At 73.5% G+C, this 21,492-nt stretch carries 19 protein-coding genes; 7 read left to right on the top strand and 12 right to left on the bottom strand.

Going from position 1 to position 21,492, the window contains the following annotated elements; translation table 11 throughout:
- Positions 1–6: 6 nt before the first annotated feature.
- Both BS73_RS00690 and BS73_RS00695 read left to right on the top strand, forming a co-directional pair.
- Positions 7–3,396 carry a DUF4082 domain-containing protein gene (locus BS73_RS00690; RefSeq protein WP_051939324.1) on the top strand — a complete coding sequence of 1,130 codons (3,390 nt, stop codon included), beginning with the start codon at positions 7–9 and terminating at the stop codon, positions 3,394–3,396.
- The gene (locus tag BS73_RS00695) at positions 3,393–4,484 is read left to right on the top strand and encodes a glycosyltransferase family 2 protein (RefSeq protein ID WP_235215223.1); all 1,092 of its coding nucleotides are present in this window, start codon (positions 3,393–3,395) and stop codon (positions 4,482–4,484) included. Before BS73_RS00690 ends, BS73_RS00695 begins: the two co-directional genes overlap by 4 nt.
- Before the next feature lie 14 nt (positions 4,485–4,498).
- On the opposite strand, the gene BS73_RS00700 is transcribed toward BS73_RS00695, so the two are convergent.
- On the bottom strand, positions 4,499–5,116 hold the full coding sequence (locus BS73_RS00700) for a hypothetical protein (protein ID WP_037569347.1): 618 nt from the start codon (positions 5,114–5,116) through the stop codon (positions 4,499–4,501).
- A gap of 95 nt (positions 5,117–5,211) precedes the next feature.
- Here BS73_RS00700 and BS73_RS00705 point away from each other — a divergent pair, with 95 nt between their 5' ends.
- Positions 5,212–7,203, top strand: a complete 1,992-nt coding sequence (locus tag BS73_RS00705) for an O-antigen ligase family protein (RefSeq protein WP_051938969.1) — start codon at positions 5,212–5,214, stop codon at positions 7,201–7,203.
- Positions 7,203–8,201 (top strand): glycosyltransferase family 2 protein, encoded by a 999-nt coding sequence (locus BS73_RS00710; RefSeq protein ID WP_084703667.1) that lies wholly within the window; start codon positions 7,203–7,205, stop codon positions 8,199–8,201. Before BS73_RS00705 ends, BS73_RS00710 begins: the two co-directional genes overlap by 1 nt.
- Here BS73_RS00710 and BS73_RS34295 read toward each other — a convergent pair.
- From BS73_RS34295 to BS73_RS00750, 8 genes are all read right to left on the bottom strand, one after another.
- Positions 8,176–8,988, bottom strand: coding sequence for a glycosyltransferase family 2 protein (locus BS73_RS34295; protein ID WP_051938971.1), 813 nt, complete (start codon positions 8,986–8,988; stop codon positions 8,176–8,178). The genes BS73_RS00710 and BS73_RS34295 overlap by 26 nt on opposite strands.
- Before the next feature lie 9 nt (positions 8,989–8,997).
- Positions 8,998–9,708, bottom strand: a complete 711-nt coding sequence (locus BS73_RS36950) for a hypothetical protein (RefSeq protein ID WP_161789613.1) — start codon at positions 9,706–9,708, stop codon at positions 8,998–9,000.
- Positions 9,709–10,078: 370 nt separating this feature from the next.
- Complete coding sequence (locus BS73_RS00725; RefSeq protein ID WP_063836876.1) at positions 10,079–11,566, bottom strand: oligosaccharide flippase family protein; 1,488 nt, start codon at positions 11,564–11,566, stop codon at positions 10,079–10,081.
- A 25-nt stretch (positions 11,567–11,591) separates the two neighbouring features.
- A complete protein-coding gene (locus BS73_RS00730; RefSeq protein ID WP_200886605.1) occupies positions 11,592–12,269 on the bottom strand; it encodes a YveK family protein in 678 nt (225 codons plus the stop codon).
- A gap of 72 nt (positions 12,270–12,341) precedes the next feature.
- Positions 12,342–13,595: a non-hydrolyzing UDP-N-acetylglucosamine 2-epimerase gene (gene wecB, locus BS73_RS00735; RefSeq protein WP_084703758.1), complete on the bottom strand. Its 1,254-nt coding sequence runs from the start codon at positions 13,593–13,595 to the stop codon at positions 12,342–12,344.
- A gap of 2 nt (positions 13,596–13,597) precedes the next feature.
- The gene (locus BS73_RS00740; RefSeq protein WP_037568480.1) at positions 13,598–14,869 is read right to left on the bottom strand and encodes a nucleotide sugar dehydrogenase; all 1,272 of its coding nucleotides are present in this window, start codon (positions 14,867–14,869) and stop codon (positions 13,598–13,600) included.
- Between the two features lie 11 nt (positions 14,870–14,880).
- Positions 14,881–15,690 carry a WecB/TagA/CpsF family glycosyltransferase gene (locus tag BS73_RS00745; RefSeq protein ID WP_051938974.1) on the bottom strand — a complete coding sequence of 270 codons (810 nt, stop codon included), beginning with the start codon at positions 15,688–15,690 and terminating at the stop codon, positions 14,881–14,883.
- On the bottom strand, positions 15,687–16,925 hold the full coding sequence (locus BS73_RS00750; protein WP_235215224.1) for a hypothetical protein: 1,239 nt from the start codon (positions 16,923–16,925) through the stop codon (positions 15,687–15,689). The genes BS73_RS00745 and BS73_RS00750 overlap by 4 nt, the downstream gene beginning before the upstream one ends.
- Positions 16,926–17,312: 387 nt before the next feature.
- Between BS73_RS00750 and BS73_RS00755 the strand changes: the two genes are divergently transcribed.
- Positions 17,313–17,828 (top strand): sigma-70 family RNA polymerase sigma factor, encoded by a 516-nt coding sequence (locus BS73_RS00755; RefSeq protein WP_037569363.1) that lies wholly within the window; start codon positions 17,313–17,315, stop codon positions 17,826–17,828.
- Positions 17,821–18,507, top strand: a complete 687-nt coding sequence (locus BS73_RS00760) for a hypothetical protein (protein WP_152617464.1) — start codon at positions 17,821–17,823, stop codon at positions 18,505–18,507. Before BS73_RS00755 ends, BS73_RS00760 begins: the two co-directional genes overlap by 8 nt.
- 342 nt (positions 18,508–18,849) lie before the next feature.
- Here BS73_RS00760 and BS73_RS00765 read toward each other — a convergent pair whose 3' ends face one another.
- Together BS73_RS00765 and BS73_RS00770 are read right to left on the bottom strand one after the other, a co-directional pair.
- A complete protein-coding gene (locus tag BS73_RS00765; protein WP_084703668.1) occupies positions 18,850–19,176 on the bottom strand; it encodes a cupin domain-containing protein in 327 nt (108 codons plus the stop codon).
- Between the two features lie 120 nt (positions 19,177–19,296).
- Positions 19,297–19,731: an Rrf2 family transcriptional regulator gene (locus tag BS73_RS00770; protein WP_037568483.1), complete on the bottom strand. Its 435-nt coding sequence runs from the start codon at positions 19,729–19,731 to the stop codon at positions 19,297–19,299.
- 129 nt (positions 19,732–19,860) lie between these two features.
- Between BS73_RS00770 and BS73_RS00775 the strand changes: the two genes are divergently transcribed.
- Positions 19,861–20,616, top strand: coding sequence for an SDR family NAD(P)-dependent oxidoreductase (locus tag BS73_RS00775; RefSeq protein ID WP_037568484.1), 756 nt, complete (start codon positions 19,861–19,863; stop codon positions 20,614–20,616).
- A 132-nt stretch (positions 20,617–20,748) separates the two neighbouring features.
- Here BS73_RS00775 and BS73_RS00780 read toward each other — a convergent pair whose 3' ends face one another.
- Positions 20,749–21,465 carry an RNA polymerase sigma factor gene (locus BS73_RS00780; RefSeq protein WP_051938975.1) on the bottom strand — a complete coding sequence of 239 codons (717 nt, stop codon included), beginning with the start codon at positions 21,463–21,465 and terminating at the stop codon, positions 20,749–20,751.
- Positions 21,466–21,492 lie beyond the last annotated feature (27 nt).

Below are 21,492 nucleotides of genomic sequence, written 5' to 3' on the forward strand. Positions count from 1 at the left end.
GCCACGATGACGACACCCCGCCGAGGCCGGCGCCCGACCCGGTCGCCGCGCACCCTGCTGACCCTCCTCGTCCTCGCGCTCGCCGCGGCCGTGCTGCCCTCCCTCGGGACCGCCCGCGCGGCCACCGACCCCTGCGGCTCCGGCTCCAACCCGGTGGTGTGCGAGAACTCGAAGGCCGGCACGCCGATGTCGGACTGGTTCTCGCCCAACGCCTACGGGAACGTCGAGGGCTTCACCACCCAGCAGAGCGTGCGGCCCGGGGACACCGTGCAGTTCAAGGTCCAGTCGCCGATCCCGTACCACGTGGAGGTCTACCGCCTCGGCTGGTACGGCGGGGACGGCGCCCGGGAGATGTCCACGGCGGCCCAGGCCTCCGCCACCTACCCGGCCAACTTCACCAAGGACGGCACGGTCAACGGCACCCCGGACGACAAGGTCACCGACGGGGTGCCCGACGGCAAGGCGCTCAGCTGCGACAAGGACACCTCCACCGGACTGGTGGACTGCGGGAACTGGCCGGTCACCGCGACCTGGACGGTGCCCGCGGACGCCGTCTCCGGCCTGTACATCGCCAACCTGGACCAGACCGACGGCAACGGCGTGATGCCGTACCCCTTCGTGGTGCGGAACGACGGCAGCCACTCCGACATCGTGGTGCAGACCTCCGACCAGACCTGGCAGGCGTACAACCAGTGGGGCGGGGCCAGCCTCTACCAGGGCGACGGACCGGCCCCGGACGGGCGGGCCTACGCGGTCAGCTACAACCGGCCGCTGGACATCGGCGGCGACAACGGCGTCTACGGCTCCGAGTTCGAGATGATCTCCTGGCTGGAGCGGAACGGATACGACGTCAGCTACCTGTCCGGGGAGGACGTCTCGGCCCGGGGTTCCCTGCTGCTGAACCACAGGATGTACATGTCCCAGGGCCATGACGAGTACTGGACCCAGGACCAGTACAACAACGTCCTGGCCGCCCGCAAGGCCGGTGTGGAGGAGGGCTTCTTCAGCGGCAACGAGGTCTCCTGGAAGACCCGCTTCGCGCCCAGCATCGACGGCACCTCCACCGCCGACCGGACGCTGGTCTGCTACAAGGAGACCAAGCTGGAACTCTCCCAGCCGGACGGGGTGCCCGACCCCAGCGGGATCTGGACCGGGACCTGGATGGACCCGGCCAGCACCGAGGGCGGGAAGCTGCCCTACCAGCCGCAGAACCTCCTCACCGGCTCGATGTTCCAGGTGAACGGCTACCGCAGCGACTCCATCACGGTCCCCGCGGTCTACGCCCCGATGCGGCTGTGGCGGAACACCTCGGTGGCCAGGCTGACGGCGGGTCAGACCGCCACCTTCCCGGCCGGGACGCTCGGCTACGAATGGGACAGCGACCTCGCCGACGCGACCAGACCCACCGGCGAGATCGACCTCTCCTCCACCACGCTGGACATCACGGACGGCAAGTACCGCCTGGACTGGGGGAACACCTACGGCAACGGCACCGCCACCCACAACCTGGTGGAGTTCCGCGACCAGAGCTCGCACGCGCTGGTCTTCGGCACCGGAACCGTCCAGTGGTCCTGGGGGCTGACCAACGTGCCGACCGCCGACCCGTCCTCGGCGGTGGTCACCGCGGACTCCCGGATGCAGCAGGCCACCGTCAACATCCTGGCGGACATGGGCGTCCAGCCGCTGACCCTGCAGTCGGGGCTGGTCGCCACGACCGCGTCCACCGACACCACCGGGCCGACCGTCACGGTGACCAGTCCGAGCGCGAACAGCACCGTCCCCGCGCTGCGTCAGATCACCGTCACCGGCACGGCCGCCGACACCGGCGGCGGCACGGTGGCCCGGGTCGAGGTCTCCACGGACGGCGGCAGCACCTGGCACGCCGCCACCGGGCTGGCCTCCTGGACCTACACCTGGGCGCCGACCAGCACCGGGGCCCAGCAGATCGAGGTGCGGGCGGTCGACGACAGCGTCAACATCGGCGCCGTCACCACGGTCCCGCTCACCGTCGGCCCGCAGCAGTGCCCGTGCACGGTCTTTCCGGCCACCGCCACCCCCGGAACCTCCAACTCCGGGGACGGCAGCGCGGTGGAGCTCGGCGTCAAGATCCGCAGCAGCGTGCCCGGCACGATCACCGGCATCCGCTTCTACAAGGACGCCGCCAACACCGGCACCCACACCGGCAGCCTCTGGTCCGGCAGCGGCCAGCGCCTGGCCACCGGCACCTTCACCAACGAGACCGCCTCCGGCTGGCAGCAGCTGAACTTCGCCTCGCCGGTGCCGGTCAAGGCCAACACCACCTATATCGCCTCCTACTACGCGCCGAACGGCGGATACTCCTACGACAGCGGGTACTTCACCGGCAAGTCCGCCGGCCTGGCCCCGCTCACCGCCCTGCAGAGCGGCACCGACGGAGCCGACGGCGTCTACCACTACGGCAGCGGCGGCGGCTTCCCCGGCACCGGCTCCGCCGAGGGCAGCAACTACTGGGTGGACGCCGTGCTGGACACCTCGACCAGCAGCACCGTCCCGCCCGCGGTCACCTCGACCTCCCCGGCCGCCGGGGCGACCGGGGTGGCGATCACCGCCCCGCTCACCGCGAACTTCAGCGAGGCCGTGGACAGCGGCTCGCTCACCTTCACCCTCAAGGACGCCAACGGGGCCGCCGTCCCCGGGAGCGTCGCGCTCGGCGGCACCGGGAACTCCGCCGTCTTCACCCCCTCCACCCAACTCGCCCTGAAAACCTCGTACACGGCCTCCGTCCAGGCCACCGACCTGTGGGGCAACACCATGTCCGCGCCCACCACCTGGACGTTCACCACCAGCGCGACCCCGCCGGCGGTCAGCTGCCCCTGCGGGCTGTGGAACTCGACCACCGTACCGACCGCCACTGACATCGCGGACGATGCCAACCCGGTGGAGCTGGGCACCCGCTTCCAGTCGGCCGTCAGCGGCTACGTCACCGGGGTCACCTTCTACAAGGGGACCGGCGACACCGGCACCCACACCGGCAGCCTCTGGTCGGCCGACGGCACCCGGCTGGCCACCGGGACCTTCACCAACGAGACCTCCTACGGCTGGCAGACGCTGACCTTCGCCACCCCGGTCGCGATCAGCGCCGGCACCCCCTACGTGGTCTCGTACCACGCCCCGAACGGCAACTACGCGGCCGACACCGGGTACTTCGCGAGCTCGCACACGGCCTATCCGCTCACCGCGACCGCGGACGGCAGCGGGGGAGCCAACGGGGTGTACGCCTACGGGACCGCCTCGGCCTTCCCGACCAGCAGCTCGGAGTCGACCAACTACTGGGTGGGCCCGGTCTTCAGCACCAGCGCCCCCGCCGCGGCGCCGACCGCCGGCGCCACCTCCGAGCCGATGGAGGCCGGTCCATGAGCAGCGCCCTCAGCATGAGCAGCGCCGTCAGCAAGAGCAGCGTCAGCGTCGTGATCCCCTGCTACCGCTACGGGCGATTCCTGCCCGACTGCGTCCGCAGCGTGCTGGACGAGCAACCGGGCCTGGACGTCCGGGTGCTGATCATCGACGACGCCTCCCCGGACGACTCGGCCGCCGTCGCCCGCCGGCTGGCCGCCGAGGACCCGCGGATCGAGGTCCGGGTGCACGACGCCAACCGCGGCCATATCGCCACCTACAACGAGGGCTTGCTGGACTGGGCGAAGGGCGACTACACGGTCCTCCTCTCGGCCGACGACCGGCTGGTCCCGGGCGCCCTGCTGCGGGCCGCCGCGCTCCTCGACGCCCACCCCGAGGTGGGCTTCTGCTACGGCCGCCCACTGCACTTCCGGCACGGCGGCCCGCTGCCCCCGGCCCGCACCAGGAGCAGCGGCTCCCGGGTCTACCCGGGGCGCTGGTGGCTGGAGCGGCGCTTCCGGGAGGGCACCGGCTGCATCACCTCACCCGAGGTGGTGGTCCGCACCAGCCTTCAGCGGGCGGTCGGCGGCTACGACCCCGCGCTGCCGCACGCCGGCGACATCGAGATGTGGATGCGGCTCGCCGCCCACGCCGACGTCGGCTATGTGCGCGGCGCCGACCAGGCGTACTACCGGGTGCACGGCGCCAACATGTCCCGCACGGACTTCGGCGGGCAGCTCGACGACCTGCGGCAGCGCCGGGCCGCGTACGACGCGGTGCTCGACCGCTGCGCCGAACGGCTGCCCGGGGCGGGCGGCCTGGCCCTCCTGGCGCACACCCGGCTGGCCCGGTACGCGCTGCGCCGGGCGTACCGCGCGTACGACCGGGGCCGCACGGCCGAGGTGCCGGTGGACGAGCTGGTCGCCTTCGCCCGGGACTGCCTCCCGCTGACCGGGGCGGTGGAACGGCTCCCCGAGTACCGCGCGCTGCGGCTGCGCAGGCGGATCGGCCCGCGGGCGATGCCGTACCTCCAGCCGCTGCTGCTCTCGCCGGTGCGGGACCGGGCCCGGGAGTGGCTGTGGTGGCAGTCCTGGAAGCGGCGCGGGCTGTGAGGTCCGCAGGGGGGTCATCGGCTCCGGCGGCGGAGCAGCAGCCGGTCCGTCCACAACGCGGCCAGCACCCCGCCCACCGCGCCGAGGAGCCCGACGCCGATCAGCCCGCGGCTGCGGCTGCCGACGACCAGCGCCGCGCTCGGCGTCACCACCACCGAGCTGCTCATCCGGGCGGACGCCGGTATCCGCTGGGCGTCCTGAAGCAGCGTCAGATGCCGCTGGAAGACGGTGACGATCCGGCGCACCATGGTGTTCGCCGCACTCGGATCCGGCAGCTCCGAGGCCACCTCCAGGGAGGGGATGAGGTACTTCGGCGTGGCGCTGGTCCCGCTGTTGCGCGGAGTCAGCCGGTAGGAGCCGGACACCCCGGCCGCCCGCAGCTCCGCCTGACCGGCGGGGGACTGGAGCTGCTGGACGATCGAGTAGGAGACCGTGGCCAGCGAGGGCTGGAGGTTGGCCAGCCGGTTCGGCTGGCCGCCGGTGGCCGGCGGCTCCACCACGATCACCGCCGAGCTCTGGTAGCGCCCGGAGGGCCGGAGCACGTGGTACGCCCCGGCGGCGGTCAGCAGCAGCGCGATCAGCAGCACGTACCAGCGGCGGAGCAGGGCGGCGACGAGGGCCTCGGGCGACACGGTGCCTCCTTCCGTCGGAACCGATACTCTCAGCGGAAGCCGTTCTGTGCCGATGGTTTGCCCAGAACGTGCAGAAAGCGTGAGGGGGCGGGGCGTTGAGCCTGGGGGAGATCTGCGCGGTCCTGCGCAGGCGCTGGTACCTCGTGCTGCCGTTCACCCTCCTCGGCCTGCTGGCGGGCGGGTACCTCTACCGGACGGTCCCGGTCTCCTACCAGTCGCAGAGCTCTGTCGCGCTGCTGGACTCCACCGGGGTGGCCGGGCTGGCGCCGACCTTCGGCAACCCGATCTCCAACGCCGGCGGCGCCCTGGTGGTCACCGCCGACGTGCTGATCAGGACGATCGACTCGGACGACGCCGCCCGCGCCCTCCACAACCTGGGCGTCACCGACCGGTACACCGCCGGGTTCGCCGCCGACACCTCGGGACCGCTGCTCACCCTGACCGTGACCGGCGCCGACCGCTCCCGGGTGCTCCGCGAGACGGACGCCCTCACCGGCTTCGCCGCCCAGCAGTTGACGGCCCTGCAGACCGCGAGCGGGGTCCCGACCGGCTACGCGGTCCGGTCGGCGCCGGTGGTGCTGCCGCAGCAGCCGGTGCCGCAGTCCAAGAGCAGGTACCAGGACGTCGCGGGGGCGGTGATCCTCGGCGCGGTGGCAGGCTTCCTCCTCACCTTCGTCGCGGAGGCGATCGCCCTCGCGCGGGGCCGGCGGCGGGGCGAGGGGCGGGGCGGGGCGGCTCCCGGGCCGCAGCCGCCCTCGGGCCGGCGGATCGACGCCACGACGGTACTCACCGGCTACCTCGCGCTGGCCCTCTTCATCCCCTCCAACCTCGCCCTGCCCGCCCTCGGCGGGGTCGGCACCCCGGCCAACGTCTTCGCGCTGCTCGGGCTGCTCTGGTACCTCGCCACCTGGCTCGCCGGGCGGATCACCCCGCCGCCCGGCACCCGGGGCCCCCGGATCGCGGTCTGCGTGCTGGCCGGAGCCGTGCTGCTGGGCTATGTCGCGGACGCCGCCCGGGGCAGCTCCCACGAGGAACTCCTGGGCGCCGACCGGGGGTTGATCGGGCTGCTGGTCTGGGTCGGGCTGATCGTCCTCAGCTCGGCGGGCGTCCAGCGCCGCGATCGGCTGGACCTGCTGATGCGCCGGCTGGTGCTGCTCGGCACGGTGGTCGCGGCCATCGGCTACTACGACTTCTTCAGCGCCTCCAACATCGCCGACTCGATCCACATCCCCGGCCTCCACACCAGCGTCACCGGCATCGAGGCGATGGACCGCGGCTCGTTCACCCGCCCGCGCTCCACCACCGCCCAGCCGCTGGAGTTCGGCGGGATGCTGGCGATCCTGCTGCCCTTCGCGATTCAGCAGGCCCTCGACCCGGTCCGCCGGCACCAGCACGTGCTGCGCCGCTGGGCGCCGGCCGCGGTGATGGGCGGGGCGCTGCCGCTGACCGTCTCCCGGACCTCGATCATCGGCGCCGCCGTGGTCGTGCTGGTCATGGTGCCGCGCTGGAAGCCGCAGCGGCGGTGGACCGCGCTCGGGCTGATCGCGGGCTCCCTGGCGGGCTTCAAGGTGCTGGTGCCCGGGCTGCTCGGCACCATCGGCACCCTCTTCTCCAGCTTCCTCTCCAACTCCGACAGCAGCACCCAGGCGCGCACCGTGAAGTACGCCGAGGTGCTGCCGTACCTGGCCCAACGGCCGCTCTTCGGGCGGGGGTTCGGCACCTTCACCCCCGACCTGTACTTCTTCACCGACAACCAGTACATGCTGAGCGCGGTCGAGCTCGGCGCGGTCGGGGTGCTGGCGCTGCTGGTGCTCTTCGCCTCCGGCATCCACAGCGGGGGTGCGCTGCGCCGGCTCGCCCGGACCGAGCGGGACCGCGAGCTCGGGCAGGCCTTCTTCGCCTCCGCGCTGGTCGCGATGGTGATCAGCGCGACCTTCGACGCGCTCAGCTTCCCGATGTTCGCCGGGGTCTTCTTCCTGATCCTGGGCGCGGGCGGCGGCTACCTCGGCTTCGCCCGGCGCGCGGCGGCGGCCGGCGCCGACACCGTGCCGGCCGTGCCCGACCGATCCGTCCTGCTGGAGGCCTGATGCCCGCGCCCATAGAGCCCGCCGACCTTGCCCCCGCCCCCGCCACCGCCCCCGCCGACTCCGTCGCACCCGCCCGGGTGGCCGTCCTGGTGGTCAGCTGGAACAGCGCCACCGTGCTCCCCGGCTTCCTGGCCGCGCTCCCGGAGGGGATGGCCGGGCTGGACTGGCGGCTGGTGGTGGCCGACAACGACTCCGCCGACGGCAGCGCCGAGCTGGTCCGCCGGCTGGCCCCGGAGGCGGTCGTGGTGCGGACCGGCCGCAACGCCGGCTACGCGGCCGGGATCAACGCGGCCCTGGACGCCGCCGAGAGACCGCCGGGCGGCTTGGACGCGGTCCTGGTCTGCAACCCCGACATCCGGATGGCCCCCGGCTGCGGGGCGGCCCTGGTCGGCGCCCTCGGCCCCGGGGTCGGGATCACCGCGCCGCTGCTGCGCGAGGCGGACGGCCGTACCCTGGTCCACTCGCTGCGCCGGGAGCCCAGCCTCGGCCGGGCCCTCGGCGAGGCGCTGATCGGCAACCGCCGGGCGGGCCGCTTCCCGCGCTGGGGCGAGCTGGTCACCGACCCCGCCGCGTACACCCGGCGGGGCCGCGCCGACTGGGCCACCGGGGCGCTGCTCGCCATCTCCAGGGACTGCCTGGACGCCTGCGGCCGGTGGGACGAGTCCTTCTTCCTCTACTCCGAGGAGACCGAGTACTGCCTGCGGGCCCGGGACGCCGGCTACGCCACCGTCTTCGAACCCGCCGCCTCGGCCCGGCATCTGGGCGGCGAATCGCGGACCTCCCCCCGGCTGTGGACCCTCCTCACCCTCAACCGGGTGCTTCTCTACGGCCGCCGGCACGGCCCCGCGGCCACGACCGCGTTCCGGGGCGCGGTCCTGCTGCGCGAGCTCTCCCGCGCGCTCCTCGGCCGGGCGCCCAGCCGGGCCGCGGCGACGGCGCTGCTGGGCCTGCACCACCTGGGGGCGCGGAGACTCAGCCCGCCGGCCGCCAGTCGGTGAAGAAGCTCTCGGGGTTGACCAGATAGCGGACGGTCACCCGGGGCAGGTGGCCGACCGTGCGCCGGCGGCTGTAGCGGCGGATCAACTCCCAGTCCTCGCGCGGCAGCACGGAGGGCGTGCGGCGCAGCCGGCTGAAGCGGAGGGCCCGGTCGCGGCGGGCCACGAAGGCGTTGGTGTCCAGGAATGACTCGTGTGCCGCCCGACGCCGGTCGAAGGGGACGGAGAGGACGTCCAGCGCGCTGCCGTCCGGGCGGATCCGGCGCAGCGCGGTGTAGACGGCGTCCGGCCCGCCCGGGGCGTCCAGCACGGCGAGCGCCCGCTCCAGGTGGTCCGGCTCCCAGAGGTTGTCGTCGTCCAGGAAGGCCACGTACCGGGAGTCGGTCAGCCGGATGCCGACGTTCCTGACCACCCCCGCCACCCCGGTGTTGCGGCTCAGCCGCACGGCGAAGAGCCGGTCGTCGGCGGGGAGTTCGGGCAGCCCGGCGCCGTCGTCGACGACCATCACCACCTGGTCGCGGACGGTCTGCCCCAGCGCGGAGCGGACCGCCCGCAGCAGCTGCTCCGGGCGGCGGTGGGTGGCGATCACCGTGGCCACCCGCGCGGACGGCCGGCCCACCAGCGCCGCGCACCGCCGCGTCTCGGCGTTCTCCACGCGCAGCAGCCGCAGCGCCGAGGGGGCCAGCAGCAGCTTGTTCCTGGCCTCGAAGAGCACCAGCCAGCCGAAGCGGCGCTTCAGCGGTTCCCAGAGCGCGCGGAGGGGTCGGTCGATCAGTCGACGTATCGTCATAGCGCTCTCTCAGGGCGGGGGTTCGGGAAGGACCGGTGTGCCGTCCGGACGGCGGTTGCCGTACCAGGCGTTGCCCGCGCCGGAGCCGTTCCAGGCGGCCACCGGCCCGTAGCCGCCCACGCCGGGGTGGTACTGCTCGGAGAAGACGTTGCCGGTGACCTGGACGCGGGTCGCGCCGGGCCCGCCCCCGTACAGCGCGTAGGCCCCGCCGGCCAGCCAGTTGTCGGCGACCACGGTGTCCGTCACCGGGGCGGAGTCGGCGAAGAGGCCGACGCTCGCCGAGGCGCCCTGGTCGAGGGGGGTCGGGTTGAGGAGGGTGTTGTGGCGGACGGTCAGCCGGCCCGAGCCGCCGCCGTCGCTGATCACCGCGTCGGTGTGCTGCCACTGGCCGCTCTGGTTGCGGAACGGCACCAGGTCGTGGACGTAGTCGTCGTGGAGGTCGCCCTGACCGGTGGAGAGGGCGTTGCCGAAGACCGAGACGTCGCTCCAGCCGACCTCGATCGGGCCGTCGCCCATGTTCGAGACCGCGTAGTCCTCGCCGCCGTTGTCCGGGCCCCGACCAGGGAGGGCGGTGACGGTGTCGTGGAGCACCCGCAGGTTCCGGTGCCCGGCGCGGAGGTTGACGCCCCACCAGTTGGCCGAGGTGATCCGGCTGTCCACGACGGTGACGTCGTCGGCGTAGACGTCCAGCGAGCCGGTCAGGTCCCAGCCCCGGATCACCACGCCGTTCTGCCGGATCTCGAGGTTTCCGGACCGGCGGACGAGCGGGGTCGCACGCGGGCCGGTGCTGCGCGCGTCGGGGAACCCGCAGACCCCGGGGGAGCCGCAGGGCGGGGGCGGCGCGGACGCGTGCGAGGCGGCGCGCGGGCCGCGTGGGTGGCCGAGGCCGCGGGTGTGCGTCCCGGCGCGGCGGGCGTGCGCCCCGGCTCCGCCGGCGAGCCCGCGCTGCTGGACGCCCCGGGCGGCGCGCTCCCGGCGCGCGCGGCCGGGCCCGGCCCGCCGCCACCCGGCGCGCCACAGGCGGCAAGCGCCACCAGCAGGAACACGGCCAGTGCGTGGGCCCGGCCGCGGGCCCGGCCCCCGCGCCAGCTCACCCCTCCTCCTCGGCGATCCGCCGCCGCGACGGACGCAATCGCCGCGACCAGCTCCGCGACCAGCCCCGCGACCGACGCCACGGCAGTACGCCCGCCGCGTACCCGGCCGTCGCCAGCCCCCCGATCGCGGCCAGCGTCACGTTCCCCTCGCCCAGGCCGTGTTCGAGACCGAACACCACCGCCGCCATCAGCGCCCCCGCGAGGAACGGGCGTGCGCACGCCCGCGCCACCGCGCCCAGGCCGATCCCGCCCCGGCGCAGCGCCAGCAGGAACGCCGGGACCACCAGGCCTCCGGCGACCAGCACATGACCCGCCGCCACCCCGACGATCCCGTGCGTCCTGGCCCCGGCCACCAGCACCGGGACCAGCGCGATCAGCCACAGCCCCTGCACCGCAAGCAGCGAGCGCCGCCGCCCGGCCGCGACCAGGCAGTCGTACGCGAGCTCGGCGCCGATCCGGACCAGGCCGAGGGCCATCAGCCAGGGCAGCGCCCGGGCGGCGGGCAGCCAGCGCACCCCATACACCGTGCCGACCACCGGCCCGGCCAGCACCGCGAGGAGGACGCACAGCGGGACCGTCCCCGCCATCAGCACCCCGAGCGCCCGCCCGAAGCCGGCGGAGAGCGCCTGCGGGGTGGCCGCCAGCCGGGAGAAGCCCGCGAAGGAGACCCGGCGGGCCGCCTCCGAGATGATCCGCACCGGCCAGCCGGAGATGTTGAAGGCGAGGACGTAGAACCCGAGGGCGACCTTGCCCATGGTCGCGCCGACCACCATGGTGTCCACGTTCACCACGCCGAGGGCCAGCAGGCTGGCCCCGGCCAGCGGGAGGCCGAACTTCAGCAACTCCCGTGCCTGCGCCCCGTCCCAGCCGAACCGCAGGGTCCCCGGGGCGGCCAGGCAGCAGCCGCCCAGGGCGGCGAGGTTGCCCGCGACCGACCCCCAGGCGAAGCTCATCGCGCCATGCCCGCGGAAGGCCAGCAGCAGCGTGACGCCGGTGCTCACCACGAAGTTGAGGGCGTCCACGGCCATCCGCCGCCCCTGCGCGAACTCCCGGGTCAGGCAGCCCGCGGGCACCTGCGCCAGCCCGTCCAGCACCACGCACAGGCACATCACCCGCAGCACACCGGAGGCGTCCGGCGAGCCCATCGTCCGGGCCACCAGCGGGGAGACGGCGAACACCCCGGCGTACAGCAGGCAGCTGGAGAGGGTGCACAGGGTCAGCACGGTCGGCGCGAACCGCCGCACGTCCCCCTCCCAGCGGACGATCGCCAGGCTGACGCCGAGCTCGTTGGCGGAGAGCAGCACCAGCAGCACCGTCTGCGCCATCCCGTAGACGCCCCAGGCGGCGGGCCCGAGCGCGAACCGGGCCAGCACGATCCCGGCGGCGAAGTTCCCCAGCCGGATCACCACGGTGTTGACCAGGCTCCACCGCGCGGCGACCCGCACCCGGCTCCGCAGCGTCGTCGCGGCCTCGGGCCCGCTCACCGGGCGGCTCCCGGCTGACGGATCGTCAGGCGTCCGCGTCGACCGGAACCGGCTCCCGCCGGGGACGGGAGCCGACGACATGCCGGCCCCGCGGCGGTCCCGCCGCCGACCGCCGCCTCGCCTCGACGAAGAACGTCGCCACCAGGCTCAGCACCAGCCCGGCCAGCGCCGCCAGCACCAGGTACTCGATCCGGGTCTTGGTCTGCGCCACCGGTGCCTGCGGCGGGACGATGACGGTCATCCGTATCATCGCGGCGGGCGGCACCGACTGCTGGGTCTGGAACTCCCGCAGGCGCTCGGCCGCGTAGTCGGTGAGCAGCCGGTCCGCGCTCAGCACCCGGCTCCGGTCGGAACCGCTGGTGGTGAGCCAGAGCAGCGGCCCCTGCGCGTTGTCCGCGATCTTCGCCTGGTAACCCCCGGTCAGTCCACGGGACTTGAGCTCGGCCGCCGAGCCGTCGGAGCCCAGCGCCCGAGCCAGGCTGTCGGCCATCCCGGTGAGCGAGACCTGCGTGCTGAGGAAGGGATTGCCGTCGAAAGCGGCCGTCGCCTTCTGCGAGTTGAGCAGTTCCACCGTACTCTGCGACTGGTACTTCGCGGGCAGCAGCACCTGCAGCCCCACCGCCAGCACCGCGGTGAGCAGCAGCCCCGGCACCAGGACGTACCAGCGCCGGCGCATCACCCGCCAGATCTCCGCGAGATCCATGGCATCCCCCCTTGCGCCCCGCCCCACACCGGCCGTGACAATCGAGCCTACCCACAACCACTGACATCGCAGTCACCCGCGCGCGCTCCCCGCCGCGCCCGGCGTCTCCGGCCCCGTGGGATCCGCCGTCGCAGCCGGATCCGCCACCGTTGCTGGGGCCACCATCGCCGTCGCAGCCGGCTCCGCCACCGCCACCGCGACCCCCGTCGGCCGCAGCCGTTCCCGGGCCGTCCCGCCCTCGCCCAGTACCCGGGCGATCCGCTCGCCGGCCCGTCCGTCCCACAGCGCGGGCCGGCGCGGCTCCGGGGGATCGTCCAGCACCCGGCGGACGATCCGCACGATCCGGTCCGGTTCGCGTCCGGCCAGCACGTTGGTGCCCTCCTCTACGGTGATCGGCCGCTCGGTGTTCTCCCGCAGCGTCACGCAGGGCACCCCGAGCGCGGTGGTCTCCTCCTGCACCCCGCCCGAGTCGGTGAGCACCAGCCGCGCCGAGGCCTGGAGGGCGAGGAAGTCCAGGTATCCGGCGGGCGGGATCACCCGCACCCCGCCCGGGACGCCCAGCTCGGCCAGCCGCCCGGCTGCCCGGGGATGAGCGGGCAGCACCAGCGGGCAGTCCGCCGCCACCTCGCCCAGTGCCTTCAGCAGACCGCCCAGCACCTGCGGATCGTCCACGTTCGCCGGCCGGTGGAGGGTCACCAGGCCGTAGCCGCCGGGTTCGAGGCCGTACCGGTCCAGCGCGCCGGAGCGCCGGGCCCGGTCCAGATTGGCGCGCAGGGTGTCGATCATGACGTTGCCGACCAGATGGACCTGGTCCGCCCGGTACCCCTCGGCGCGCAGGTTCCGCACCGCGTCGGGGGAGGGGGCGAAGAGGTAGTCGCTGATCCGGTCGGTGGCCACCCGGTTGACCTCCTCCGGCATGGACCAGTCCCGGCTGCGCAGCCCGGCCTCCACATGCGCCAGCAGCGCACCGGACTTGGCCGCGACCAGCGCGCAGGCCAGGGTCGAGTTGGTGTCCCCGACCACCACCACGACCTGCGGGTCGAGCTCCGCGAGGAGCGGCTCGAAGGCGGTCATGATCCGTGCGGTCTGCTCGGCGTGGCTGCCGGACCCGGCGCCGAGGAAGTGGTCCGGCGGTCTGATCCCGAGGTCCCGGAAGAACACGTCGTTCATGGCCTCGTCGTAGTGCTGCCCGGTGTGGACGAGGTCGACCCGGGCGCCGGCCCGCTCCAGCGCGTCCATCACCGGCTTGATCTTCATGTAGTTGGGCCGCGCCCCCGCGACGCACACCACGCTCGGCTCGCTCGGCACAGTCGGCTCGCTCGGCACGGTCACAGCACCTCGATCGTCGGTCCGGACAGGCGGCGTCGGCAGTCGAGGACGAACGCGGCACGCTCCTGGACGAGGGGGTAGTCGAAGGAGTCGTGGTCGGTGAGCAGGACGACCGCGTCCGCCGCGGCCAGTTCCTCCGCCGTCGCCTCGACCCGGACCAGCCGTGCGTCCACGCCCCCGCACTCGACCACGTGGGGATCGGCGGCCCGCACCTCCGCCCCCATGTCCAGGAGCAGCCGGGCGACCCGTACGGCGGGCGACTCGCGGGCGTCCCCGGTGTTCTTCTTGTAGGCGAGCCCGAGCAGCAGCACCCGGGAGCCGTTCACCGAGCGCCGCCGCGCGTTGAAGGCGTCCGCGACCCGCCGGGCCACGTACTCGGGCATGTGGTTGTTGATGTCGTTCGCCAGCTCCACGAAGCGGAAGTTCTGGCCGAGTTCGCGCTGCACCCGCCAGGACAGGTACGAGGGGTCGATGGGCAGGCAGTGCCCGCCGACCCCCGGCCCCGGGGTGAACCGCATGAAGCCGAAGGGCTTGCTGGAGGCGGCGTCGATCGCCTGCCAGACGTCGATGTCCAGATGCCGGGCGAACATCGCGATCTCGTTCACCAGCGCGATGTTGACGTGCCGGAAGGTGTTCTCCAGCAGCTTCGCCAGCTCCGCGGCCCGCGGCGAGTCCACCGGCACGGTGGTGTCCACCAGCCCGGCGTAGAAGCCCTGGACGGCCCGCAGGGAGTCCGGGTCGATGCCGGAGACGACCTTGGGGGTCTGCTGGAAGCCCCACACCGGGTTGCCCGGGTCGATCCGCTCCGGGCTGTAGCCCAGATGGAAGTCGGCCCCGGCGGTGAGCCCGGAGCCCTCCTCCAGGATCGGCGCGAAGAGCTGCTCGGTGGTGCCCGGATAGGTGGTGGACTCCAGCACCACCGTGGCCCCCGGACGCAGATAGCGGGCGAGGGTACGGGCCGACTCCTCGATGAAGCTCAGATCGGGCACGCCCTCGCGCAGCGGGGTCGGCACGGTCACCACCGCCACGTCGAACCCCGCGCAGTCCCGCGCCGCGTCGGTGGCCCGGTAGGCGCCGCTGTCCAGCACGGTCCTGATCCGCTCCGAGGAGACGTCCTCCACATAGGACTCGCCCTCGCGCAGCCGCTTGACCCGCTCGGCGTCCACGTCGTAGCCGACCACCCGGTGGCCGGCCTCGGCGGCCCGCACGGCGAGCGGCAGCCCCACATACCCCTGTCCCAGTACGACGACGCGCGTCCCGTCCACTGTCATCCCTGCCACTGTCACCCCTGCCCCCTGGTGGCGTGCCCGGCCGCTCGGCGCCGGACCAGTTCCTGCCCCGTCATCACGATGAAGCGGGTGTTGGTGCGGAGGTAGCGCCCGCCCAGGCGGCGGGGCTCCTGCAAGGCGCGGTAGAGCCACTCCAGGCCGAGCCGCTGCCAGCGCTCCGGCGCCCGCCGGGTGATCCCGGCGAGGATGTCGAAGGAGCCGCCCACCCCGTGCACCAGCAGTGCCCCGGAGCGCTCGGCATAGCCGCCGGTGAACAGCTCCTTGCGCGGGGAGGTCATGCCGAGGAAGAGGAGCTGCGCACCGCTCGCCGCGATCTCGTCCGCGATCGCCCCCCGCTCGGCGTCGGCGAAGTAGCCGTCCCGGCTGCCGGCCACCCGCAGCGCCGGGAAGCGGCGGGCGACCTGATGGAGCATCAACTCCAGTACGGCGGGCCGCGCTCCGAGGAAGTACACGGAGAGGCCGGCCGCCTCCGCCTCGCCGAGCAGCCGCATGAAGAGGTCGATCCCCGCCACCCGCTCCGGCAGCGGCGTCCCCAGCAAGCGAGCGGCCCACACCACGGCGGCGCCGTCCGCGAGCACCAGCCCGCAGCCCGTCACCGCCGCCGCGAGCTGCGGATCCCGCTGCATCCGCACCAGCTTCGCGGCGTTCACCACCCCGATCTCCAGCCGCTCCCGGTCGCGCACCGCGGTCAGGCAGCGGGCCACCGTCTCGTCCATCGTCAGCGGGTCCACCACGACACCGAACAGCCGCCGGGGCGCGGCCGCGGCTGCCGTGCGCGCCGCCTCCGTCTTCGCGTCCGTCATCGGCTCCGCCCACCGCCCAGCCAGGCGTAGAGCAGCCAGCCGAACTCGTACGGCCGGCACTCCCGGTCCACCGCGTCCGGCCGGAACAGCCGGTCCAGTGGGGCCGACCGCGACCCCGGGCGTCCGGGCGACCGGCGCGGCTGTGGCAGGGCCAGGCTGGCGAGTCCGCGCACCGCGCGCACCGCCTTGGCGGGATCGCCCCGGTACGCCTTCCGCCAGGTGACGCCCAGCTCGTCCTGGATCAACTCGACGCCTGAGTCGGCGAGTTCGGGCGCTCGCAGCAACCAGCGCAGCCCGTTCCGGATCGCGGCGCCGTAGTCGTAGTGGCCGTAGCTACCACCCCCGGTCCCGGCCCCGCCCGCGGTCCCGGCCTCCGCCTCGACGAGGTCGAGGAGCGCGGTCGGCGCCATCGCGTGCTGGTGGACGCTGTAGACCGGATAGCCCTCCACAACGCTTCCCCGGCGGACGTCGTAGTGCCACCACCACTGCCCGTCCGGGCCCTGGAGCTCGCAGATCCGGGTGGCGCAGGCCGCCGCGGCGGCGAGCGCGGCGGGATCGCCGTTCGGGGCCCCCGCGTGGACCCGCGCCAGCGCCTGAAGCGGATAGGTCTGATCGGCGAAGCAGCCGATGTGGGCCCGGTACCACGGCACCAGGCCCGGCCCGGTGGCGTGCGGGAAGAGCGGACCGCCCCCGATCCGGGAGCGCAGCAGCCGCTCCCGCGCGGCGGCCAGCGGCTCCTCGACGTCCACTGCCACGCCGGCGGAGTCCCGGGCCGCCGCGAGCGCGGAGAGCACCCAGGCGGCCTCCACCGTGTACCGGGGCCGGTCGTCCCGGTCGAGCAGGGCGACCCGCTCCAGGGCGTCCGCGAGCCTGGGGTGCCCGGTCTCCGCGGCCGCCCAGGCGACCAGTGCCGCGTCGCCGAGGTTCCGTACCGAAGGCAGCCGCTCGATCAGCAGACCGGTGAACTCCCGTGCACTGCGGCCCCCGAGGACGGCGCGCTGCCCCCTGCCGTCCAGCAGCCGGGCGCCGAGCGCGACGATCGCCGAATACCGCAGGCTGCGCCCGCGCAGAACCAGCCGCGGAACGGTTCCCCCGGGCCCGGACCCGGACTTGGAGTCGGGCCCGGGACCGGACCCCGACCCGGACTCGGCGATCCGGCCGAAGGCGAACATCTCCTCCTGCGGCCGGTACATCGCGGGCAGCCCCCGCTCGGCCAGGCCGAGGAGCCGTTCCACGAGCGCGTGAAGTTCGGAGTCCTCGCGTCCCAGATCCCGCAGCCGCGGCGAAGCCCGCGTAGGTACCGGCACAGGCATAGGCGTGGGCGTCGGTGAACCGGAGCCGTGCGATCGCCGCATGGCCCTCCCCCCGGAGTGGATTGACGACCGGTCACGGCCCGCCTCGCGCGCGACTCCCCATCGCACGCGGGGGGACCGGGTACCCGATCCATGACATGCCTTCACACAATAGGCACAGAAGGCGTCTCTCATCGACACCTCAGCAAAAACAAACGGCTCCGTCCGCCACCGTTCGATCGAAAAAATCTTGGTCGGCATGCAACGCCGAGATCCCTCCCCCTCGTATAAGGGGCGTCCGGCCGGCCGGATCCAGAGCGAAGGGTGTGGATGTCTGTGAAAGGTGCTGCCGAGCGGGACCGTGAGTTCACCGAGTTCGTCGTCGGGCAGCGTGCCGCGCTGCTGCGGGTGGCGACGCTGCTGCTGGGTGGCGATCGGGCCCAGGCGGAGGACGCCGTGCAGACGGCGTTGACGCGTCTGTACCTGCGGTGGCCGAAACTGCGTGCGGACGGCGTGAAGGCCTACGCCCGGCGCTGCGTGGTGAACGCCGTGATCGACGACCGGCGCAGTCTGTTCCGCCGTCGGGAACGGGTGTCCGCCGAGCTGCCCGACGTGGCGGCGGTCGAGGCCCAGTACCGCGATGCGTCGTCGATGACGGCGCTGCTGGCCAGGCTGCCGGAGCGGATGCGGGCCGCGGTCGTGCTGCGCTGCGTCGAAGGGCTCAGCACGGCGGAGGCCGCCGCGGCCATGGGGTGCAGCGAGGGCAACGTCAAGAGCCAGACCGCCCGTGGCCTGGAACGCCTACGCGAGATCTATCAGGAGATTGAGGAGAAGAGTCATGCGTGACATGGCAGAGATGCTGAGCGACCTGCGGGACGCCGACGCTTCGGGCGCACTGCCCGTCCACCCGGCGACCGTCGAGGCGGACGTCGCCCGCGGGCGGCGGGCGCTGGCCGGCCGGCGGCGCAGGTTGATGGGTTCCGGTGTGGTGGCGGTGGCCGCCGCTGCCGCCGTCGCGGTGGCGGTGCCGACGGGGAGCCGGCCGGGCTCGGCGGCGCTGGAGGGGGTGCACCAGACGACGGTCGGCGTGGATCTGACCGCGTACCACGGCGCCCAGCCGGCAGGCTTCGAGGTCCGCACGGTGCCGCAAGGCTGGAAGGTGGTCTCGTCCACGCCGTACGCCTTCCTGGCCGTCCCGCCCGGTACGGACCTGACCACCACCGTCCGTCACGGCGCCGCCGCGAAGGGGGCCGTGGGCGGGTTCGAGCGCGGAATCGCGGTGATGCTCCAGGGGGACTCGCGGTTCCCGGCGACCGAGCAGCCCGAGAAGGTGGACGTCCAGGGGCGGCCCGGAGAGCTGGGCGCCACCCAGGACGGCAAGGCCAGGTGGCTGACCTGGTCCGACGCCGCGGGCCACCACCTCCTGGTGCAGGTGCCGGACAAGCTCGGCCTGACGGCGCAGCAGATCCTCGCCTTCGCCGACGGCATCACGGCCACCAGCAAGGCCACCGCGGGCCAGGGCTGACGACCACATCCCGGAGGGGCGAGCAGTCGGTAGCTGCTCGCCCCTCCGGCGTCATTGGTGGCGGGGAGCGGCCCCGAGCCGGCAGGACGATTCCGTCGCCGGCCGCACCCGACCGCACCCGACCGCACCCGACCGCACCCCCAGAAGACCACAGCCATGATGGTCATTCGGGTCCCATGCGGGAAGCGGGCGGCCCCGCATTCCGCGAGCGACCCGCGCGGGCCCGCCCCCTGCCGGGAGCCACGAGCGCGCGCCTGAACTCAACGACGCCTGCCCTATGTTGGTGCGCAGCCCGATGCGCCGGCGGCGGTTGAGGACAGCCACCCCTTTGATCGTTGAGATTCAGGCGCGCGAGCCGAACGCGGGTCCGAACACCACGAGGAGCGCCAGGTCCTCCGCCACCTCCGTGAATCGATGCTCCTCACCCGCCGGCACGAAGATCACCATCCCAGGACCGACCTCCTCGGTCCGGCCTGGTGTTTCGAGCTTGGCACGCCCGGCCGTGACGATATAGATCTCGTCCTCGGTGTGCGGACTCTGCGCGTCCCGCCCGCCGGCCGGGATGCAGTACGTCCCCACCGACAAGTCCGACGTCCGCAACTGCTCGACCCAGTCGTTGCCCGCTTCGCCGGGCCGCATCCACACGCCCGCACCCTTGATGATGTCCACGCCGGGAGCCTAGCTCCGCGTCGGACGGTGCGGCCGCTTTCGGCCCGACGGGCTCTCGGCCTCCGTCCATGGCCTGGATATGGACGGATGTACTGCTGACGTCAGGGCGTCGCGGACAGGCTAGCGACGTGCCGCGAGGACGTCCTGGAGTACGTTCTCGAGCGTGACGCGGGCCAGTTCGTTTCTCAGGGTCTCCTCGATGCCCTCGTAGATCTTCTGCATCGCCGGCTGGATGCCGTGGCCCACCACGCATTCATGGTCCGGGACGGTGCGGTGCATCGCGAACAGCGGGCCGGGTTCCACCGCCTGGTACACGTCGAGCAGGGTCATCGACTCCAGCTCGCGTGCGAGCGACCAGCCCGCGCCCGCGCCCCGCCGGGACTCCACGAGCCCGGCCCTGCGCAGTTCGCCGAGGAGTCGTCTGATCACGACCGGGTTGGTGTTCGCGCTGGCCGCGATCTGCTCGGAGGTGGCGACCTCGTGGCCCTGGCGCTGGTAGAGACCGATCCAGGCCAGCGCGTGGGCGGCGATGGTCAATCTGCTGTTGGCGCTCACGTACTCCTCCTCCCGGTCGCAACGCTCCATGTTACGACAGTGCGGTCGTAACAGCTATAGTTGCGACTGCACTGTCGTAACCATTATGGTTTCGACCGTTGAACAGCGCCGACCGGCGAGGAGAGAAGAATGAGCAAGCCACTGACGGGCAAGGTCGCCCTGGTCACCGGCGGATCGCGCGGACTGGGGGCGGCGACCGTAAGGCTGCTGGCCGAGCAGGGCGCCGACGTCGCCTTCACCTATGTCAGCTCCGAGGACCAGGCGCAGGCCGTCGTCGAGGAGGTGCGCGGCAAGGGCGGGAACGTCGTCGCCCTCAGGTCCGACCAGGCCGACACGACGCGGGCGGCTGCCTTGGTCGGCGACGTGGTCGCGCACTTCGGCGGCCTGGACATCCTGGTCAACAACGCGGCGATCTCGGTGGAGCAGGGCCGCAGGGTGGACGACCCGGACGCCGACACCGCCGCGCTGGACCGGATGCACGCCACCAACTACCTCGGCGTGATCGCCCTCATCAGGGCCGCCTCCCGAGTGCTGCGCGCCAGCGGGCGGATCATCACGGTGAGTTCCGGGCTGGGCTCCAGGGTCGGCGCCCCCGGTCTCGCCGACTACGCGGCGACCAAATCAGGAATCGAGCGATACACCATGGGCGTCGCCCGGGACCTCGGGCCCCGGGACATCACGGCCAACGTCGTGGAGGCCGGACTGATGGAGGGCGGCATGCAACCGCCGGACCCCGAGACTCTCAAGGCCCTGGTGAGCTCGCTGTCCCTGCGGCGCGTGGGCCACCCCGACGAGATCGCCGCGGCGATCGCCTTTCTCGCGAGCCCCGCCGCGTCGTACGTCACGGGCGCCGTCCTGGACGCCCACGGCGGCTACAACGCCTGAGCCGGAACCCCCACCGCGCGCCCCGAAGGACGACCCCTCCTTCGGGGGCGCGCGGCTGATCTGGCCCGCCACCGTCGGCCACCGCCACCGCCGGCCACCGCCGTCGTCGATCGGGGCCGCGGCCGCAGGGGCTCATCCGGCGTTGCCAGAAGAGGCGTTGACGAGAGCCGGTTGACTGGCGCCCGCGCCCGAGTCCGAGTCCGCCCCCGCCCCCGCCCCCGCTGCCGCGAGCCCCGGCGCCGGTCCGAGGAGGCGGGAGAGGCTGCGCAGGCCCCGGTGGGCGCAGTTGCGCACGGCGTTGGGGGTCTTGTTCAGCACGCGGCCGGCGGTCGCGGCGTCGAGGCCCATGACCACCCGCAGCAGGACGGCCTGTGCCTGGTCGGCGGGCAGCCGGGCGAGGTGGCCGAGGGCCGCGGTGGTGGCCAGTCGGTCGAGGGCCTCGGTGTCGGGGGCGTCCGCGGCGTGCCGATGCGGCAGGTCCTCCGGGGGCATGAGGAGGGCCGGGCGGCGCCGGCGGATGTGGTCGGTGGCGTGGTTGCGGGCGATGGTCGCCGTCCAGCCGCGGAAGCCGTCCGCTTCACCGCGGAAGCGGGGGAGTGCGCGGATGATGGCCGCCCAGGCCTCGGCGGCGACGTCTTCGGCGTCGGTCTCGCCGACCAGCGCGCGGACGTAGTTGAGGATGCGCGGCTGCAAGGTGCGGTAGACCGCGGTGAAGGCGGCTTCGTCCCCGTGCTGGGCCTGGTGGATGGCCGTGGTGAGGAGAAGGTCGGAGGAGACGGCGGCGGGAACGGCAGCCGGGACGGCGGCGGGAACGGCAGCCGGGACGGCGGCGGGCGTCCGGCGGGTCATCGACCGGTGTCCGCGGTGCCGGCCGGG

Origin of the sequence: Phaeacidiphilus oryzae TH49 (assembly GCF_000744815.1) — a bacterium.
Classification (GTDB): Bacteria; Actinomycetota; Actinomycetes; order Streptomycetales; family Streptomycetaceae; genus Phaeacidiphilus; species Phaeacidiphilus oryzae.

Coding starts and splice junctions, on each gene's coding strand:
- BS73_RS00690 (WP_051939324.1), top strand. CDS start 7: ATGACGACACCCCGCCGAGGCCGGCGCCCGACCCGGTCGCCGCGCACC.
- BS73_RS00695 (WP_235215223.1), top strand. CDS start 3,393: ATGAGCAGCGCCCTCAGCATGAGCAGCGCCGTCAGCAAGAGCAGCGTC.
- BS73_RS00710 (WP_084703667.1), top strand. CDS start 7,203: ATGCCCGCGCCCATAGAGCCCGCCGACCTTGCCCCCGCCCCCGCCACC.
- BS73_RS34295 (WP_051938971.1), bottom strand. CDS start 8,988: ATGACGATACGTCGACTGATCGACCGACCCCTCCGCGCGCTCTGGGAA.
- BS73_RS00730 (WP_200886605.1), bottom strand. CDS start 12,269: ATGGATCTCGCGGAGATCTGGCGGGTGATGCGCCGGCGCTGGTACGTC.
- BS73_RS00740 (WP_037568480.1), bottom strand. CDS start 14,869: ATGACAGTGGACGGGACGCGCGTCGTCGTACTGGGACAGGGGTATGTG.
- BS73_RS00745 (WP_051938974.1), bottom strand. CDS start 15,690: ATGACGGACGCGAAGACGGAGGCGGCGCGCACGGCAGCCGCGGCCGCG.
- BS73_RS00755 (WP_037569363.1), top strand. CDS start 17,313: ATGTCTGTGAAAGGTGCTGCCGAGCGGGACCGTGAGTTCACCGAGTTC.
- BS73_RS00760 (WP_152617464.1), top strand. CDS start 17,821: ATGCGTGACATGGCAGAGATGCTGAGCGACCTGCGGGACGCCGACGCT.
- BS73_RS00775 (WP_037568484.1), top strand. CDS start 19,861: ATGAGCAAGCCACTGACGGGCAAGGTCGCCCTGGTCACCGGCGGATCG.
- BS73_RS00780 (WP_051938975.1), bottom strand. CDS start 21,465: ATGACCCGCCGGACGCCCGCCGCCGTCCCGGCTGCCGTTCCCGCCGCC.